The organism is Mycobacterium sp. E3339 (assembly GCF_001666915.1).
In the GTDB taxonomy this organism is placed as follows: Bacteria; Actinomycetota; Actinomycetes; order Mycobacteriales; family Mycobacteriaceae; genus Mycobacterium.
The window spans coordinates 1-16,833 of the sequence record NZ_LZIZ01000064.1; the positions used below are offsets into that span (position 1 = coordinate 1).

18 protein-coding genes and 1 riboswitch are annotated in these 16,833 nt (G+C 70.0%); of the genes, 11 read left to right on the forward strand and 7 right to left on the reverse strand.

From position 1 onward, the window contains the following. A partial coding sequence (locus tag A5702_RS05760) for a DUF1800 family protein (RefSeq protein WP_156669500.1) occupies positions 1 to 569 on the reverse strand: 569 nt, incomplete at its 3' end. 84 nt (positions 570 to 653) lie between these two features. On the opposite strand from A5702_RS05760, the gene A5702_RS05765 reads away from it, so the two are divergent. Further along, a complete protein-coding gene (locus tag A5702_RS05765; protein ID WP_068218999.1) occupies positions 654 to 1,514 on the forward strand; it encodes a DUF559 domain-containing protein in 861 nt (286 codons plus the stop codon). Between the two features lie 83 nt (positions 1,515 to 1,597). Here A5702_RS05765 and A5702_RS05770 read toward each other — a convergent pair whose 3' ends face one another. From A5702_RS05770 to glnX, 3 genes are read right to left on the reverse strand one after another with little or no spacing between them, the layout of a single operon-like run. Continuing rightward, the gene (locus A5702_RS05770; protein WP_068218983.1) at positions 1,598 to 3,874 is read right to left on the reverse strand and encodes a serine/threonine-protein kinase PknG; all 2,277 of its coding nucleotides are present in this window, start codon (positions 3,872 to 3,874) and stop codon (positions 1,598 to 1,600) included. Further along, positions 3,874 to 4,845: a glutamate ABC transporter substrate-binding protein gene (locus tag A5702_RS05775; protein ID WP_067816539.1), complete on the reverse strand. Its 972-nt coding sequence runs from the start codon at positions 4,843 to 4,845 to the stop codon at positions 3,874 to 3,876. Before A5702_RS05775 ends, A5702_RS05770 begins: the two co-directional genes overlap by 1 nt. After that, positions 4,842 to 6,161: a protein kinase G-activating protein GlnX gene (gene glnX / locus A5702_RS05780; RefSeq protein WP_055403830.1), complete on the reverse strand. Its 1,320-nt coding sequence runs from the start codon at positions 6,159 to 6,161 to the stop codon at positions 4,842 to 4,844. Before glnX ends, A5702_RS05775 begins: the two co-directional genes overlap by 4 nt. 132 nt (positions 6,162 to 6,293) lie before the next feature. Here glnX and A5702_RS05785 point away from each other — a divergent pair, with 132 nt between their 5' ends. After that, the gene (locus A5702_RS05785; RefSeq protein WP_055403831.1) at positions 6,294 to 6,929 is read left to right on the forward strand and encodes an NUDIX hydrolase; all 636 of its coding nucleotides are present in this window, start codon (positions 6,294 to 6,296) and stop codon (positions 6,927 to 6,929) included. Here A5702_RS05785 and thiE read toward each other — a convergent pair. Beyond that, positions 6,901 to 7,584, reverse strand: a complete 684-nt coding sequence (gene thiE, locus A5702_RS05790) for a thiamine phosphate synthase (RefSeq protein ID WP_068218985.1) — start codon at positions 7,582 to 7,584, stop codon at positions 6,901 to 6,903. The genes A5702_RS05785 and thiE overlap by 29 nt on opposite strands. Before the next feature lie 37 nt (positions 7,585 to 7,621). After that, a riboswitch (TPP riboswitch) is annotated at positions 7,622 to 7,731 on the forward strand. Between thiE and thiO the strand changes: the two genes are divergently transcribed. The 4 genes from thiO to A5702_RS05810 all read left to right on the forward strand — a co-directional run bounded on the left by thiO (position 7,722) and on the right by A5702_RS05810 (position 10,441). Beyond that, on the forward strand, positions 7,722 to 8,738 hold the full coding sequence (gene thiO / locus A5702_RS05795; RefSeq protein WP_055403833.1) for a glycine oxidase ThiO: 1,017 nt from the start codon (positions 7,722 to 7,724) through the stop codon (positions 8,736 to 8,738). It overlaps the preceding riboswitch by 10 nt. Continuing rightward, on the forward strand, positions 8,735 to 8,932 hold the full coding sequence (thiS, locus tag A5702_RS05800; RefSeq protein WP_055403834.1) for a sulfur carrier protein ThiS: 198 nt from the start codon (positions 8,735 to 8,737) through the stop codon (positions 8,930 to 8,932). Before thiO ends, thiS begins: the two co-directional genes overlap by 4 nt. A 49-nt stretch (positions 8,933 to 8,981) precedes the next feature. Continuing rightward, complete coding sequence (locus A5702_RS05805; protein ID WP_231633836.1) at positions 8,982 to 9,686, forward strand: thiazole synthase; 705 nt, start codon at positions 8,982 to 8,984, stop codon at positions 9,684 to 9,686. Next, the gene (locus A5702_RS05810) at positions 9,683 to 10,441 is read left to right on the forward strand and encodes an SGNH/GDSL hydrolase family protein (protein WP_068218988.1); all 759 of its coding nucleotides are present in this window, start codon (positions 9,683 to 9,685) and stop codon (positions 10,439 to 10,441) included. The genes A5702_RS05805 and A5702_RS05810 overlap by 4 nt, the downstream gene beginning before the upstream one ends. Before the next feature lie 4 nt (positions 10,442 to 10,445). Here A5702_RS05810 and A5702_RS05815 read toward each other — a convergent pair whose 3' ends face one another. Both A5702_RS05815 and A5702_RS05820 read right to left on the reverse strand, forming a co-directional pair. Next, a complete protein-coding gene (locus tag A5702_RS05815; RefSeq protein ID WP_067816545.1) occupies positions 10,446 to 10,967 on the reverse strand; it encodes a serine/threonine protein kinase in 522 nt (173 codons plus the stop codon). Positions 10,968 to 11,031: 64 nt separating this feature from the next. Continuing rightward, positions 11,032 to 11,559: a hypothetical protein gene (locus tag A5702_RS05820; RefSeq protein ID WP_055403838.1), complete on the reverse strand. Its 528-nt coding sequence runs from the start codon at positions 11,557 to 11,559 to the stop codon at positions 11,032 to 11,034. A gap of 326 nt (positions 11,560 to 11,885) precedes the next feature. Here A5702_RS05820 and A5702_RS05825 point away from each other — a divergent pair, with 326 nt between their 5' ends. The 5 genes from A5702_RS05825 to A5702_RS05845 form a co-directional block, all read left to right on the forward strand. Continuing rightward, positions 11,886 to 12,221 (forward strand): CD225/dispanin family protein, encoded by a 336-nt coding sequence (locus A5702_RS05825; RefSeq protein WP_055403839.1) that lies wholly within the window; start codon positions 11,886 to 11,888, stop codon positions 12,219 to 12,221. Positions 12,222 to 12,231: 10 nt separating this feature from the next. Beyond that, positions 12,232 to 12,657 (forward strand): DUF2752 domain-containing protein, encoded by a 426-nt coding sequence (locus A5702_RS05830; protein WP_055403840.1) that lies wholly within the window; start codon positions 12,232 to 12,234, stop codon positions 12,655 to 12,657. A 53-nt stretch (positions 12,658 to 12,710) separates the two neighbouring features. Beyond that, complete coding sequence (locus A5702_RS05835; protein WP_068218991.1) at positions 12,711 to 14,195, forward strand: M28 family metallopeptidase; 1,485 nt, start codon at positions 12,711 to 12,713, stop codon at positions 14,193 to 14,195. Beyond that, positions 14,192 to 15,664 (forward strand): M28 family peptidase, encoded by a 1,473-nt coding sequence (locus A5702_RS05840; RefSeq protein WP_068218994.1) that lies wholly within the window; start codon positions 14,192 to 14,194, stop codon positions 15,662 to 15,664. The genes A5702_RS05835 and A5702_RS05840 overlap by 4 nt, the downstream gene beginning before the upstream one ends. 31 nt (positions 15,665 to 15,695) lie before the next feature. Next, positions 15,696 to 16,833: HNH endonuclease signature motif containing protein (locus A5702_RS05845; RefSeq protein ID WP_068218996.1), on the forward strand; the 1,138-nt coding region annotated here is incomplete at its 3' end.

Genomic DNA, 16,833 nt, shown 5'->3' on the forward strand with positions numbered 1-16,833 from the left:
TTGCCGTGGCCAAGGGCGAACAGCTCCATGAATTCCCGCGCGAGGTTCTCATTGGGCGCCTTGGCGGTGCTGCGCTGCCCGTCCAGCCAGCGCAGCATCGCCGCGTCGGTCAGCATCGTGTAGGCCAGGGTGCGGAAGTCGCCCAGCGACAGGCTCCGCAGCTTCTGGTTCTGTGCGGCCATGTACGCCGCCACCCGCACCTTTTGCGCCGAGGTGGCGAAGTGGTTGTGCCACAACAGGGTCAACTTCTCCCGCAACGGCTGCCGCACGCTGACCATGCGGCGCAGCCACCAGTCGGCGAGCGCACCCTGTTGTTCGGACAGCTGCTGGTTGTATTGCTTGCGCGCCGCGGGCGCGGCGCCCTTTCCCGGCGGTCGGGGCGGCGGCAGGGTGGGCATCGGGGTGGCGATCGCGCCGGGGTCGGCGTCGGGGTTCGCGGCCAGCATGGCGTCGACGTGACTTGCCCAGTCGTCGCTCAGCGCGGCGTCCACCTCGGGTCCGGTCACCCCGAACCCGGCCCTACGCAGCGCGCGGGCCGTGGTGATCCATGCGGTGGACTGCCCCGGCATGCGTCAACTGTGCGGCATGTACCTATGTTTTCCCTGTGGATGGCCGCGCACCCCGGCCGCCGCCGCGGTGCGAATCTGCCCGGCATGGAAAAACCGTTCATCGGCAGCGAGGCCCTGCGGTCACGCGCGCTGAGCCGCCACGAACTGCGGGCGCGTTATTGCGCCGTCTTCCCGAACGTCTACGTATCGAATGACGCCCGTCTCTCGCTGGAGCAGCGCATTCGGGCGGCCTGGCTGTGGTCGGGGCGCCGAGGCACGGTGGTCGGGGCGGCAGCCGCTAGATTGCATGGCGCCGAATGGATTCCCGACGATGTGCCCGTCGAGCTGGCGCACACCAACGGCCGCCCGCCGCCCGGCGTGCTGACGCGGCGTGGCGCCCTGCTGGACGGCGAGACGCAGATGATCGGCGGCTATCCGGTCACCACCCCCGAGCGCACCGCGTTCGACATCGGCCGGCGCGGCGCGGTGCGCTCGGCTGTGGCGCGGCTGGACGCGCTGGCCCGGGCGACGGGTTTCAAGGTCGACGACGTGGTGCGCGTCGCGCGATGCCATCCCGGCTCACCCGGCCTGCGGCGGCTGGAAGCCGCGCTGGAGTTGGTCGACCCGGGTGCCCAATCGCCCAGGGAGACCTACCTGCGGCTGCTACCGATCGACGCGGGCCTGCCGCGGCCGCGGACCCAGATACCGGTGCTGGGCGACGACGGGATCCCGGTCGCCTTCCTGGATTTGGGCTGGGAGGAGGACATGGTGGCCGTCGAGTACGACGGCGACCAACACCGCACGGACCGGCGGCAGTACATCAAAGACATTCGCCGGACCGAAATGCTGGAACGGATGGGGTGGATCGTCGTACGCGTCGTCGCCGAGGACCGTCCCGCAAGCATCGTCCGCCGGGTGCGGGCGGCTATGACGAAATCGGCAGTGAATCCTCGGCATCGCGCGTGAGCTGGTGGTGGCCTTGTCGGCGTGTCGCCGCCCTGGACGCACACGCGATCGGGCGAACACGCGAAGAGGGCGGGGCGCAAGCCCTAGAACGTGCTGGTCGGCCGCACCTTGTTGGCCATGTCCACCAACGCGTAGCGATGCCGTTGGGTGGGCGCGACCCGGGCCAGGTTGCGCAGCGCGGCCTCGACGCCAAGCCGCAACCCGTGCTCGGTGAACGGAAATCCGAGGATGTGGTTGGTGCTGGCCTCGTTGTCCTCCAGCCAGTCCATCGCGCAACCCAGCACCAGCGCGCGGATCTGCAGCACCCGGGGTTCGGTGGGCGGCAGCGCCTCGACCCGCCGGGCGGCGTCGCGGATGTCCTCCTCGCTGATCTCGCTCTTCGACCGGCCGGACAGCAGGGTCACCGCGCTGGTGAGGCGCGCGGTGGTGAAATGCCTTGAGGTGGGCGGTACCTCGTCCAGCGTGCGCACCGCGGCGGCTCGATCGCCCTCCGTGGACAGCCATCGCGCCAGCCCGAAAGCCGCCGAGATCACGCCGTCGTTGGTCTTCCACACCGTCTGGTAATACTTCTGCTCGTCGACGTCCCCGGCCAGCTCGGCCGTGGCGGCCAACGCCAGCTTGGGCGCCAGCTCGCCCGGGAAGGTGTCCAGCACCTCGGTGAAATGCGTTGTGGCGGAGTCGTAGTCGCCGGTGAGGAGCTCGGCGACGGCCCGGTACCAGACCAGTCGCCACTGCCAGCCCACCCGCTCGGCCAGATCGTCCAGCTTCCGGGTGGCCTTGGCCACGTCGCCCAGGTCCAGCAGCGCGCGGACCTCCATCAGCGGCAGTTCGATCGACTCGGACACCTCGACGCCGTCGGCGTCGAGCGTGCCGTGGCGGGCCGCGCGCAAGGAGTCCAACGTCTGCACGGGCTGGGACAGCACGGTCGCCTGCAGGACCGGCGCCGCGACGTCGGCCGGATCGACGAGCGGCACCTGCAGCGCGGTCACGATCTCCCGCGCCGTCAGCCGCTCGGAGTGCACCTGGCCGTCCAGGTAGACGTCGGTGTGCGCGACCAGCAGGTCCACCCCGAACGTGGAGCGGCTGGGGCTGAAGATGGTCGACAGCCCGGGCCGCGGCACCCCGGTGTCCTGGGCGACCACCTCCCGCAGGACGCCCATCAGCTGGGCGGACAGCTCCTCGGTGCTGGCGAACCGGCGCCGTGGGTCGGGGTCGGTGGCGCGGCGCAGCAACCGGCGGTACGAGTCGTATTCCTTGAGCACCGGGTCGTCTTCGGGCAGGCCGTCGACGTAGCGGCCGTTGCGGGTGGACAGGTTCACCGTCAGCGCCGCGAGCGTGCGCCCGACGGTGTAGATGTCGGTGGCGACGGTCGGGCCGGTCCGCACGATCTCCGGCGCCTGGAAGCCGGGCGTGCCGTAGAGATAGCCGAACGAGTTGACCCGCGACACCGCGCCCAAGTCGATCAGCTTCAGCTGCTCCTCGGTGAGCATGATGTTCTCCGGCTTGAGGTCGTTGTAGACCAGGCCGATGGAGTGCAGGTACGTCAGCGCCGGCAGGATCTCCAGCAGGTAGGCGATGGCCTCGGCGACCGGCAGCTTTTTGTCCTTGCCGTGCTTGAGCGGCTGCCCGCCGATGTACTCCATGACGATGTAGCCGACCGGATTGCCTTGCCGGTCCTTGTGTTCCACGAAGTTGAAGATCTGCACGATCTGCGGGTGCACCACCTCGGCCAGGAACTGCCGTTCGGCCATCGCGATCGCCTGCGCCTCCGCGTCACCGGAGTGGACCAAGCCCTTGAGCACCACCGGGCGGTCATTGACGTTGTGGTCGACCGCCAGGTACACCCAGCCCAGGCCGCCGTGGGCGATGCAGCCCTTGACCTCGTACTGGCCCGCGACGATGTCACCCGGATTCAGCTGGGGCAGAAACGAATACGCGCTGCCGCAGGCGGGGCACCAGCCCTCCGACTTGCCCTTGCCCTCCTTGCCGGACCGGCCGACCGGTTTGCCGCAGTTCCAGCAGAACCGCTTGCCCTCCGGCACAACGGGATTGGTCATCAGGGCCTCGACCGGGTCGATGTCCCTCACCCGCGGAATCTCGACCAGGCCGCCGCCGAGGTGCCTGACCGGCGGCAGCACCCGCGTTCCCACCGTCAGCTGCGGATCGCTGTCCATGGTGCCCAGCGAGATGTGCGGGAAGTCGTCGTCGTCGTCATCGTCGTCGAAGTCGGGCCGGAACAGCGCCTGGGTGGCCTGGATGCGACCCGTCGTCGGGCCGCCGCCCTGCGTGTCCGGCGGTTGGGTGCCGGGGTTCACGTCTTCGGTGGATTCCGGCTGTTCCTTCTTCTCCGGCTCGGCCATCAGTCCAGATACCTCGGCGTGGGTGGGGCGGGCGCGGGCCCCAGCACCGTCAACCACTTGCGGTACAACGTGTTCCACGTGCCGTCCCGGCGGATCCGCTCCAGGGTGCCGTTGACGAACCGGACCAGCCCGGTGTTGGTGAGGTTGATCCCGATGCCGTAGGGCTGGGTGGCCATGTTGGGCCCGACGATGTGGAGGTAGGGGTCCTCTTCGACCAGCCCGGCGAGGATCGAGTCGTCGGTGCTGACGGCGTCGATCTCGCGCTGCTGCATCGCCACCAGGCAGTCGGCCCAGTTGACCACCGACACGACCACCGGCGGCGGGTCGATCTGGCGGATCCGGTGCAGCGAGGTGGTGCCCTTGGCCACGCACACGCGCTTGCCGGACAGGTCGCCCACCTTCGCGATCGACGAATCCCGCGGCGCCAGGATGCGCTGGTTGGCGTCCAGGTAGACGGTCGAGAAGTTGACCTGCTTGCGCCGCTCGCAGGTGATGGTCATGGTCTTCACCACGACGTCGACCTCGGAGCGCTGCAGGGCGGTGACGCGCTCGTCGGACGACAGGATGCGGTACTCGACGTGCGAGGGGGCGCCGAAGATGTCGCGGGCGATCTCGCCGGCGATGTCGACGTCGAAACCGGTGATTTCGCCGGTGATCGGGTCGCGGAAGCTGAACAGGTTGCTGCCGATGTCCAGCCCGACGATCAGCCGGCCGCGGGCGCGGATGTCGGCGACCGCGGCGTCCGCCTCGGCCTTGTTCGGGAAGGGCCGCAGGCTCGCCGTCAGGTCGCAGTTCTGGCTGCCGTCGTCCGCCGGCAGCGGCGGCTCCGGCGGCAGCTGCTGCATGCCGACCGGGGTGGGCGGCGGCAGCGTCGGCACGGTGGCCACCGTCAGCTGTTCGGTGTGCGCGCACCCCGCCAGCACCCCCACGGTTGCCAGCGCGGCGAGCGCGGCGAGCGCGCGCGGCATCATCGATACTCTTTCAGCCGCGGCCACAGGCCCAGCGCCACCGCGATGGCGGCGCCGAGGCTGAGCACCACCCCGCCGACCTGGGCGCCGGACAGCCCGCTCCGCGCGTTGAGGACGTCGTTGCGCAGGTGCGTGCGGCTCTGGTCCATGGCCTTGACCAGCTGGTCCTCGAGCTTGTCGAACGCAGGCGTGGAGTCGTTCTCGCTGCTGCCCAGCGCGACCTGGGTGGCGGCCCGGTAGTTGCCCACCGAGATGTAGGAGTTGATCCGGTCGTTGGCCTGCCGCCAGCGCAGCAGCAGCTGGTCGGCGCCTTCGAGGTCGGGCTTGTCGACGGCGTCGCTGCGGACCATGTACTGGTCGAGCTGGGAGTGCATGGAGTCGATGCGCTGATAGAACGACTGCTTGCGCTTCTCCTCGTCCCCGCGGCGAATCAGCGACAGCGTCTCGTCGGCGCGCGCCTGCTGCGCGGTGATCGCGACGTTGGTCACGATCCGCAGCGAGTCCGCGGCGGTGTTCTTGGCGCTCCGGCTGGCGGCCGTGGAGATGGTCAACGCAGTTCCGACCCATACCACCATGACGAGAATAGCGAGGCCGCCGACGACCAGGCCCGGGTTTATTCGGCGCCGGGTGCGGCGGGCCAGCCACCGATGGGCGAAGGCCCCGAAGACCGCGGTGGCGCTGACCACCAGGATGACCGGCGCCGGGATCTGCGTGGACGCGGTGGTTTCCGCATCCACCCGCTCCGAGGTGGCCTGATACAGCTGTGCGGCGTCGGGCAGGATCGTCGACTGCATCAGCCCCGAGGCCTCCGACAGGTACGACGACCCGACGGGATTGCCCTCCCGGTTGTTGGTACGCGCGATTTCGATCAGGCCGGTGTAGACGGCGAGTTCGGCGTTGATCCGGCCCAGCAGCTGCACCAGCGGTTCGTCGGTGAGCCCGCTCGACGCCCGGGTCACCGCGACCGACGCGTCGGTGATCGCCTGCTCGTAGCGCTGCCGCACCGGTGGCGGCTCGGCCTCGGCGATGAACGCGGTGGCCGCCGCCGCGTCGGCGACCGACAGCGTGGTGTACAGCCGCCCGGCGGCGAACGACAGCGGCTCGGTGTGGTTGAGCACCGTGGTCAGCACCTGCTGGCGGTGGTTGATGGTCGTCGAGGTGGCGAAGGCGCAGATACCGCCGAGCACGGCCAGCACGATGCCGATGGTCAGGATGCGGCCGGGCGTGGTGGAGATGAACCACCAGCGCGGATGGGCTGGTTCGGCCGGCGACCGCGACCCCTGCGGCTCCGTCGACGGGTGCGCCAGCTCAACCGTCACGTCGAATCAGCCCTCATCTTTCGCGACCACTGGAACGCTTCACGAACTCAATAAGCGAATTCTAAGAGGATGTTGCGGCGGATGGGTGGAGGCAGACCAATTGACCAGCGATCACGTGCCTATCCTGAACTCGTGCAGGGCGACGGTGACGGTTGGGTGGTATCCCGCAGCGGCGCCCACTATTGGGGCCGGTTCGGCGCGGCGGGCCTCCTGCTGCGGGCCCCGCGGCCGGACGGCAGCCCCGCAGTGCTGCTGCAGCACCGCGCGGTGTGGAGCCATCAGGGTGGGACGTGGGGCCTGCCCGGCGGCGCACGCGACAGCCACGAGTCGCCCGAGGAGACCGCCGTTCGCGAGGCGCACGAGGAGGCCGGCCTGCCCGGCGAGCTGCTGACGGTGCGCTCGACGGTCGTCACCGCCGAGGTCACCGGGCTCGGCGGCGCGCGCTGGACCTACACTACGGTGGTCGCCGACGCGGCCGAGCTGCTGCCCACGGTGCCCAACGGGGAGAGCGCCGAGATGCGCTGGGTCGCCGAGGACGAGGTGGCCGAGCTGCCACTGCATCCGGGTTTCGCGGCGAGCTGGCAACGGCTGCGCAGCGCCACGGCGCTGCTGCCGCTGGGCGACGCCGACGAGCGACGCCGGCACCTGCCGCGCACGATCGAGATCGAGGACGGCGTCTTCGTCTGGTGCATGCCGGGCCCCCCGCTCGAAGCCGACGAGACGCCGGCGCATCCCCGGATCAATTCGCTGCTGCAAGCGCTGAGCTGAGCCGTTGCGCCGCGTCCCGCGGGTCTTCGGCCGCGGTGATCGCGCGCACCACCACGACGCGTCGGGCGCCCGCGGCGAGCACCTCGGGCAACCGCTGGGCGTCGATGCCCCCGATCGCGAACCACGGCTTGTGTCCGCCGATCGCGGCGGCCGCCCGCACCAGCGCCAGTCCCGGAGCCGCGCGGCCCGGTTTGGTGGGGGTTGGCCAGCACGGGCCGACGCAGAAGTAATCGGGCCCGGCGGGCCCAGAAGAACGAGCCGCCGCGGTCGCCTGGTCGGGGTCGTGGCTGGACAGGCCCAGCAGCGTGTCCGGCCCGACGAAATCGCGCGCGATGTCCGGCGGCAGGTCGCCCTGCCCCAGATGCAGCACGTCGGCGCCGGCCGCGCGGGCGATGTCCGCCCGGTCGTTGACCGCGAACAGCGCGCCGTGCCGGCGGGCCGCGTCGGCCAGGATCTCGCAGGCCGCCAGCTCGTCGCGCGCCTCGAGGGGCCCGAACCGCTGCTCCCCGGGCGACCCCTTGTCGCGCAGCTGAATGATGTCGACCCCGCCGGCCAGCGCGGCGTCGGCGAACTCGGCCAGATCGCCCCGCTCCCGGCGCGCGTCGGTGCACAGATACAACCGCGCGGCCGCCAGCCGATCAACTCGTTGATGCACACCGCGACGCTAGCGCGCTAGCGTGGAGGCCGAAGAACCATACAGACACGGGAGTCCCGGGAACGGGGTCTGAGAGTGGGCGCGCCTGCCCTTACCGTCACACCTGATCCGGGTCATGCCGGCGAAGGGAGGCCAACATGCCAGCAGACCGAGGGTCGTTGGCGGTCATCGGCGGCGGCGTGATCGGGCTGTCGGTGGCGCGCCGCGCGGCGCAGGCCGGCTGGTCGGTGCGGGTGCACCGCACCGCCGACAAGGGCGCGTCCTGGGTCGCCGGCGGCATGCTGGCCCCGCACAGCGAGGGCTGGCCCGGCGAGGAACGGTTGTTGCGGCTGGGCCTGGAGTCGTTGCGGCTCTGGCGCGAGGGCGGCTTCACCGACGGGCTGCCGCCGCACGTGGTGACCGCCCGGGAGTCGTTGGTGGTGGCCGTCGACCGGGCCGACGTCGCGGACCTGCGCACCGTCGCCGACTGGTTGTCCGCGCAGGGGCACCCGGTGGTCTGGGAGTCCGCGGCGCGGGATTTGGAACCGCTGCTGGCGCAAGGCATCCGGCACGGCTTTCGCGCGCCGACCGAGCTGGCGGTGGACAACCGCGCGGTGCTCGACGCGCTGTCGACGGAATGCGAACGCCTCGGGGTGCGCTGGGCACCGCCGGCGCGCGACCTGTCGGCGGTCGACGGCGATGCGGTCGTGATCGCCAACGGCATCGACGCTCCCGCGCTGTGGCCCGGGCTGCCGGTGCGCCCGGTCAAGGGCGAGGTACTGCGGCTGCGCTGGCGGCGCGGCTGTATGCCGGTGCCGCAGCGCGTCATTCGCGCCCGCGTGCACGGGCGGCAGGTGTACCTGGTGCCCCGCGCGGACGGCGTGGTCGTCGGCGCCACCCAGTACGAGCACGGGCGCGACACGGCCCCGGTGGTCTCGGGGGTGCGCGACCTGCTCGACGACGCCTGCGCGGTGTTGCCGGCGCTCGGCGAATACGAACTGGCCGAGTGCGCCGCCGGGCTGCGCCCGATGACACCCGACAACCTGCCCCTGGTGCAACGCCTGGACGAGCGAACCCTGGTGGCCGGCGGCCACGGCCGATCGGGGTTCCTGCTCGCGCCGTGGACCGCCGAACAGATCGTGTCCGAACTGGCCCCGGTGGGAGCCCGGTCATGATCGTCGTGGTCAACGAACGCAAGCTCGACGTCGACGAGCGGACCACGGTGGCCGCGTTGCTGGAGTCGCTGGGCTACCCGGACCGCGGCGTCGCGGTGGCCATGGACGACGCGTTGCTGCCCCGCTCCAGTTGGACGACAACGCTTTTCGATGGTGCTCGGCTCGAGGTGGTGACGGCGGTGCAGGGTGGCTGACTCCTCGAAACTCACCATCGGTGACCGCAGCTTCGCCTCGCGCCTGATCATGGGCACCGGGGGAGCGACCAGCCTGGCCGCGTTGGAGGAGGCGCTGGTCGCGTCGGGCACCGAACTGACCACGGTCGCGATGCGGCGGGTCGACGCCGAGGGCGGGACCGGGCTCCTGGACCTGCTCAACCGGCTCGGCATCACGCCGCTGCCCAACACCGCGGGGTGCCGCAGCGCGGCCGAGGCGGTGCTCACCGCGCAGCTGGCCCGCGAGGCGCTGAACACCAACTGGGTCAAGCTGGAGGTGATCGCCGACGAACGCACGCTGTTGCCCGACGCGGTCGAATTGGTCCGGGCGGCAGAACAATTGGTCGACGACGGCTTCGTCGTGCTGCCCTATACCAACGACGACCCGGTGTTGGCGCGGCGGCTCGAAGACGCCGGATGCGCGGCCGTTATGCCGCTCGGTTCGCCGATCGGCACGGGCCTGGGCATCACCAACCCGCACAACATCGAGATGATCGTCGCCCGCGCCGGCGTCCCGGTGGTGCTCGACGCCGGCATCGGCACCGCCAGCGACGCCGCGCTTGCGATGGAATTGGGTTGCGACGCGGTGCTTTTGGCCACCGCGGTGACCCGGGCCGCCGATCCCGCGACGATGGCGGCCGCGATGGCCGCCGCCGTCACCGCCGGCTATCTGGCCCGCCGGGCCGGGCGGATTCCCAAGCGCTTCTGGGCGCAGGCGTCCAGCCCGCAGCGATGAAACGGTATGTGGCGCTAGGCAGTTCGATGGCCGCCGGTCCCGGCATCCGGCCGCGTGCCGCGGGCGCGCCGTTCGGCTCGGGCCGGTCGGCGCGCAACTATCCGCACCTGGTCGCGCGGCGCTGCGGCCTCGAACTGGTGGACGTCACCTTCTCCGGCGCCACCACCGCACACGTCCTCGCCGAGCGGCAGCGCGGCGCACCGCCCCAGATCACCGCCCTGGACGGCTCGGAAGGCTTGGTGACCATCACGATCGGGGGCAACGACGTCGGCTACATCCCGTTGCTGGTGGGCGCCTCGTTGCCGCGCCCGGTCAAATGGCTGCCGCTGCTCGGTGCGCGCATCACCGAACTGCTGGACTCCGACGCGCGGAACCGGGCCCTCGACGCCGTGTTCGAATCACTCTGCGCGGTCGGTCATGCGGTGCGCGAGCGCGCCCCGCGGGCCCGCGTCGTCTTCGTCGACTACCTGACCGTCCTGCCGCCCGCGGGTGCGCCGGCCGCCCCGCTCTCGCCGGAGGACGCCGACCTCGGTCGCCACGTGGCCGCGACACTGGAACGGCTCACGGCCGACGCGGCGACGGAAACCGGCTGCGAAGTGGTCCGGGCCGGCGCGGCCAGCCGGGACCACCACGCGTGGTCGGCTGACCCCTGGACCACCAGACCCGGTGTGCCGCTACCGGGCCGGGCGGCGCCGCTGCACCCGAACGCCGCCGGGATGCGCGCCGCCGCCGACCTGGTGGCCGCGCTGTGCTGACGGGTCAGCCGTTGGTGCGCCACCACTGGTAGAGGGCGTTGACGTCGGAGTTGGCCGCCGTCAGATGGCCCAACACGTTCTTGGCGTCGGTGGTCCAGGTCAGCGTCGCGTAGTTCTTGTAGGTGCCGCACGCGATCTGGCCGCCCGTCTGGCCGTTCTGCTTCCAGGTGCCCGGTGACTGCCCGGCGTCGCCGCAGGCGGCCAGCGAGACGTCCTTGATGGTGGAACTGAACGCCGCGCCCAGGTTCGTGCCGTTGGAGAAGAGGGCGTAAACGCCGGAGCCGGGTCCGCTGGGGTCGGGGCTTTGCCCGCACAGCAGCTCGGCCAGTTCGCCGGATTCGGTCAACTCCTGCGGCTTGCAGTTGTTGAGGCCGTAGCCCTTCGACAGGTTGGCGGCCAGCGTGTTCATGTCGGCGGCGCTGCCGGTGTTGGGTTCCGCCAGCGCTGTGCCGCTACCCGCCAAAGCCAGACTGCCGGTGAGAGCCGCGGCCGACACGACTCGCAGCGTGGTGATGAGATGTGACATTTTCGTTGACTCCCTGCGGTTGTTGGTTGGATGGTGCGAAATCCCTTACCCCCCAAGGTGACCCTCAGCCGTTGGCTCGCCACCACTGATATAGCGCCGCGGCGTCGGTGTTGGGCCCGCGGATGTAGCTCAAGATGTTCTTGGAGTCCGTGGTCCAGATGATCTCGGCGGCGTTCTGATACGTCCCGCACGCCACCTGGCCGGCATTGCCGCTGTTGCTGCCCTGGTGCCAGCTGGTGGGTGACTGGCCGCTGTCCCCGCAGGTGCCCAGCACGTCGTCCTTGATGCTTGCCTTGAACGAGCCGACCAGATTCTCACCGTTGTTGAACAGGATGTACTTGGCCTGGACCGGTCCGCTCGGGTCGGGGCTCTGTCCGCAAGTCAGCGACGCCAGTTCGCCGGTGGTGATGCTCTGGGCGGTGCAGTTGTTCAGCCCGTAGCCCTTTGACAGCGACGCCGCGAGTGTGTTGATGTCCGACGAGCTACCGGTATTCGCGGGATCCGCGGTCGCGGTGGCGCTCCCCGCTAAGCCGGAAACGCCCACGAGCGCGGCGGCTGTGGCGGACCGCAGCGCGTTGCTGAGATGGGACATCCTCCGACTCCTTAGCGATTGTCACTAACTAGGGATCGTAGGGCTATGTCCTGACAAAGCAACACATTCCGCTGGCAATTGTCTGTCTGGGCATCGTTCCCGACGCCGCGGTGCAACGGGCCGTTAGCCAGCTGTTTTGAAAGGTGCTGGCAGTCAGTTCTTTTCGCTTTTCTGATCGCTTTCCGCAGGCTAGCCGCCGGCGAGGCCCTCGCGCCGCACCCCGGCCGGGGCGGAAGGGATTTTCAAATTGCTAGTGCCGCCGCGACTGTGCTCGGGTATGGTTAGCACCGCTTTACGCCAGCTAACATCTCGGGACTGGAGAATCCATGACACAGCCGCCGGCACCGCCCCCTCCGCCGCCTGGTTACCCGCCGCAGCAGCCCGCCGGGCAAGCGCCGAATAACTATTTGGTGTGGTCCATCCTGGTGACCCTGTTCTGCTGCCTCCCGTTCGGGATCGTGGCAATTGTCAAGTCCAGCCAGGTCAACGGGCTCTGGGCGCAGGGCCGCTACGCCGAGGCGCAGGCGTCTGCCGACAGCGCCAAGAAATGGGTGATCTGGTCGGCGGTCGTCGGTGTCGTCGTCGGCATCATCTACGGCATCTTGATGGCGGTCGGCGCGCTGAACACGAACACCAACGCGGCGCTCGCCGCGATGTTCTAAGGCAGCGACCATGGTGACCCGCCAAGGGTCGGTGCCATCGGGTTTGGGTGCGCCGCTGGTGGTGGCCGCATCCGCGACCCTGATGTGCGCCGCCATCTGGGCGGGTGACCCGACAACCCCCCACGGTCCGCTGCCGGTGTGTCCCACCAAGGCGCTGTTGGGGATCGACTGTCCGGGGTGCGGCAGCCTGCGCATGCTGTATTCCCTGATGCACGGCAACGTAATGGCGGCCGCCAGGTTCAACGCGTTGGGCCTGGCGGCTGTCGTACTCCTGGTGTGGGCATACCTCGCCTGGACCTATGGACGGCTGGCGGGCAGAAGGGTGCGGAGCTGGCAGCACGGCCGCTGGGCGGCGGCGGTGACCATGACGTTGGTGGTGGCGTGGTTTGTGGTGCGCAACATCCCCTTTGCCCCCTTCAACGCGCTCTACGTCTGATACCGCCGTGTCCTGATCCCGGCCGCTCGGGCCGCGGATTAACCTGGGGCGCGATGAAGAAATTCTCGGTGATGCCGACGGCGCTCCTCGTGGTGGCGCTGGCCGCGTTCTCGGCCGGCTGCTTCCATCGGTCCGCGTCGCCGCCGGGCGGCAACCCCGCCGCGGCGGAGTTCGCCGGCGCGTTGCACGACAAAGTCACGACCGACGCGATGATGGGGCACCTGACGAAGCTCCAGGACATCGCCAACGCCAACAACGGCACCCGGGCCGTGGGCACCCCCGGTTACGAGGCCAGCGTCGATTACGTCGTAAACGCGTTGCGAGGCAGCGGTTTCGACGTGCAAACGCCGGAATTCTCGGCGCGGGTGTTTCACGGGGACAAGCCCGAGGTGACCGTCGGCAACAAGCCGGTGGAGGCCCACGCGCTCGACTTCAGCCTTGGCACCCCGCCGGAAGGGGTGAGCGGACCGCTGCTACCCGTCGGCGCCGGCCCCGCCTGTGCGGCCTCCGATTACGGCAACCTCCCGGTGCGGGGGGCCGTGGTGTTGGTGGACCGCGGCAACTGCCCCTTCGCGCAGAAAGAGGAGGCCGCGGCCCAGCGCGGGGCGGTCGCGATGATCGTCGCCGACAACGTCGACGAGCAGCAGATGGGCGGCACCCTGGGCCCGGACACAGAAGTCAAGATCCCGGTGGTGAGCGTGACCAAGTCCGTCGGCGTGCAACTGCGCGCGCAGCCGGGCCCGGCCACCATCAAGCTGAACGCCAGCGTCCAAAGTTTCAAGGCCCGCAACGTGATCGCCCAGACGAAGACGGGTTCGACGAGCAACGTCGTGATGGCGGGCGCGCATTTGGACAGCGTGCCGGACGGCCCTGGCATCAACGACAACGGCTCGGGCGTTGCCGCGGTGTTGGAAACCGCGCTGCGGCTGGGAAGTTCGCCACCGGTGCGCAACGCGGTGCGGTTCGGCTTCTGGGGCGCCGAGGAGCTCGGCCTGATCGGATCGCGCAACTACGTCGAGTCGCTGGACTTGGCCGCGCTCAAAAACATTGCCCTGTATCTGAACTTCGACATGCTCGCGTCGCCGAACCCGGGCTACTTCACCTACGACGGTGACCAGTCGCTGCCGGCGGATGTTCGCGGCCAGCCGGTGGTGCCGGAGGGTTCGGCCGGCATCGAACGCACCCTGGTCGCCTACCTGAAATCCGCCGGGAAGACCGCGCAGGACACCTCGTTCGACGGCCGCTCCGACTACGACGGGTTCACCCTCGCGGGCATCCCCGCCGGCGGCTTGTTCTCCGGCGCCGAGGTGAAAATGTCTGCGGAGCAAGCCAAGTTGTGGGGCGGGACGGCCGATCAGCCATTCGACCCCAACTATCACCAGAGGACCGACACCCTCGATCACATCGACCGGACCGCGCTGGGCATCAACGGCGGCGGCGTCGCCTATGCGGTGGGCCTGTACGCCCAGGATCTCGGCGGCCACAACGGAGTGCCGACGGTCGAGGACCGCACGCGTCACGTGCTAACCAAATCATGATCGGCCGGCTGGGCGCGACGCTGCTTCTGGCCGCCGGGCTGCTGGCGGGCTGTTCGTCGACGCGGCCCGGATCTCCCGGTGCCGCACCGGATCTGGGTCGAGGCCTGGCCGCAAAGGTGACCTCCGACGCGATGTTCACCCACCTGCGCGCGCTGCAGAACATCGCCAACGCCAACAAGGGGAATCGGGCGGACGGCACGCCGGGTTACGACGCCAGCGTCGACTACGTGGTGAAGGCCTTGCGGGACAGGGGTTTCGAGGTTTTGACGCCGCAGTTCGACCGGCTGTACAACGTGTCCCCGGGCCGGCCGGCGCTGACGGTCGGCGGCCGCAGCTACACCGTCGACCAGGCCTCGCTGTTGGTCCAGACACCGTCCGGCGGCCTGACCGGTCCCGTGGTGCGGCCCAGCCAACCGTCGGGCTGCGCGGCCGCGGATTACCCCACCGCGCTGCCCAAGGGTTCGATCGCCGTCGTCGACGACGCGCGTTGTTCGGTGGTGGACAAGCAGAACAGCGCGGTGGCCAAGGGCGCGGCCGCCCTGATCGTGCTCAGCGCGCCCGCCGGCCAGGGCGCCCCGGCCACGTTGTTCAACCCCGGCTACTTCAAGCAACTGACCGTGCCCGTCGCGGTGGCCAATCCCGCGGCCGCGGCCGCACTGGGCGGCGCAGGCGCGCCCATCCGCCTGGTGCTGGACGCCCAGAACATCAAGATCACCTCGCGAAACGTGTTGGCGCAGACCAAGACCGGTTCACCGCACGAACTGATCGTGGTCGGCGCACATCTCGACAGCCCGCGCGGCGGCCCGGGCATCAACGACGACGGCACCGGGGTGGCCGCGGTGCTGGAGACGGCGCTGCAACTCGGCCCACTGGCGCCGGTGAACAACGCGGTGCGCTTCGCGTTCTGGGGCGCCGACGAGGACGGGCTGAACGGCGTCATGGACTACGTGTTCGGCATGGACAGCGATCAGCTCAACGACATCGCGATGTACCTGAACTTCACCACGCTGGGTTCACCCAACGCCGGCTTCTTCACCGATGACGGCGACCAGTCCGGTCCGCCCGCCCCCGGGGTGACCTACGCGGACGTCCCCGACGGGTCGGCCGGCATCGAGCGCACCCTGGGCGGCTATCTCAATCTGGCGGGGAAGCGGCCCGCGGACATGCCGCTGAGCACCCTCGCCGACTACCACCCCTTCATGGTCGCGGGCGTGCCGATCGGGGGCCTGACGGGCGGGGCGTCACAGCAGAAGACGACCGTTCAGGCCCGCCTGTGGGGCGGCCAGGCCGGCGCCTCCTTCGACCCGAACTATCAGGGCCCGCGCGAAACCGTCGACAACATCAACCGGGACGCGTTGGCCATCATGGGTTCCGGCGCCGCCTACGCGGTGGGCAGTTACGCGGAATCCATCGGCGGCGTCAACGGCGTGCCGCCGCACGACAAACGGCATCGGACCCGGATGCCGTAACTTGTCGGTGGGCTCGGCTATACTCGAACACATGTTCGATGGTCGGCTACACGACTATTGGGAGCCCCCGCGGTGCGAGCGGTCCCGCGCGCTGGTGGACCAGATGTCGGCGTCCTGGCGGCTGGAGGCGCAAGCGGTCGCCGGCCGGTTGGATGCGGTCGGGGAGTTGTTCGAACTGCGCCGCGCCCAGCGCGGCGAGGAGTCGGATTGGGCGGTGGACACCTGGGCGGCGGTGGGGGCCGAAGTGGCCGCGGCCCTAAGGATCAGCCTGGCGATGGCGGGCAGTTTCATGCGGTACGCGTTGGCCATGCGTGAGCGGGTGCCGCACGTGGCGGCGGTGTTTCGCGCCGGCGACATCAGCTACGGGCTGTTTCAGACGATCGTGTACCGCACCGATCTGATCACCGACCCGGCGGTGTTGGCCGCCGTGGACGCCGAGCTCGCCGTGCGCGCGGCGCGGTGGCCGTCGATGACCAGGGGCCGGCTGGCCGGCGAGGTCGACAAGATCGTGGCCCGGGTCGATGCGGACGCGGTGCGCCGCCGGCGCCAAAGTCAGGACGAGCGCGAAGTCCGGATCGAGGATCTCGAGGGCGGGATGTCCGAATTCCACGGCAGCCTGTTCAGCCCGGATGCCCACGCCCTGGACAGGCGGTTGGATGCCCTGGCGGCCACGGTGTGTGAACACGACCCGCGCACTCGCGACCAGCGGCGCGCCGACGCGCTCGGGGCGTTGGCGGCCTCGGCGGACCGGCTGGGCTGCCGTTGCGGGCGGCCCGAGTGCGCGGCCGGAAAACGCCCTGCCGCAACGCCTGTCGTCATTCACGTGATCGCTGAGGAGGCCGGCATCCGGGGCCGCGGCTCGGCTCCGGCTTCGGAGGTGTCCGCGGACGGGCTGATAACCGCCGAGCTGGTGGCCGAACTGGCCGGCACGGCCAAGCTGGTGCCGCTGAGCGCCCCGCTCGAGGCCGAGCCGCGCTACATCCCCTCGGCCAAGCTGGCCGACTTCGTGCGGTGCCGGGACCTGACCTGCCGGGCGCCCGGATGTGAGCGCCCGGCCGTCGACTGCGACATCGACCATACGATCCCGTACGCCGAGGGTGGGGCGACGCATCCGTCGAACCTGAAATGTCTTTGCCGCCAACATCATTTGCTGAAAACGTTCTGGGGCT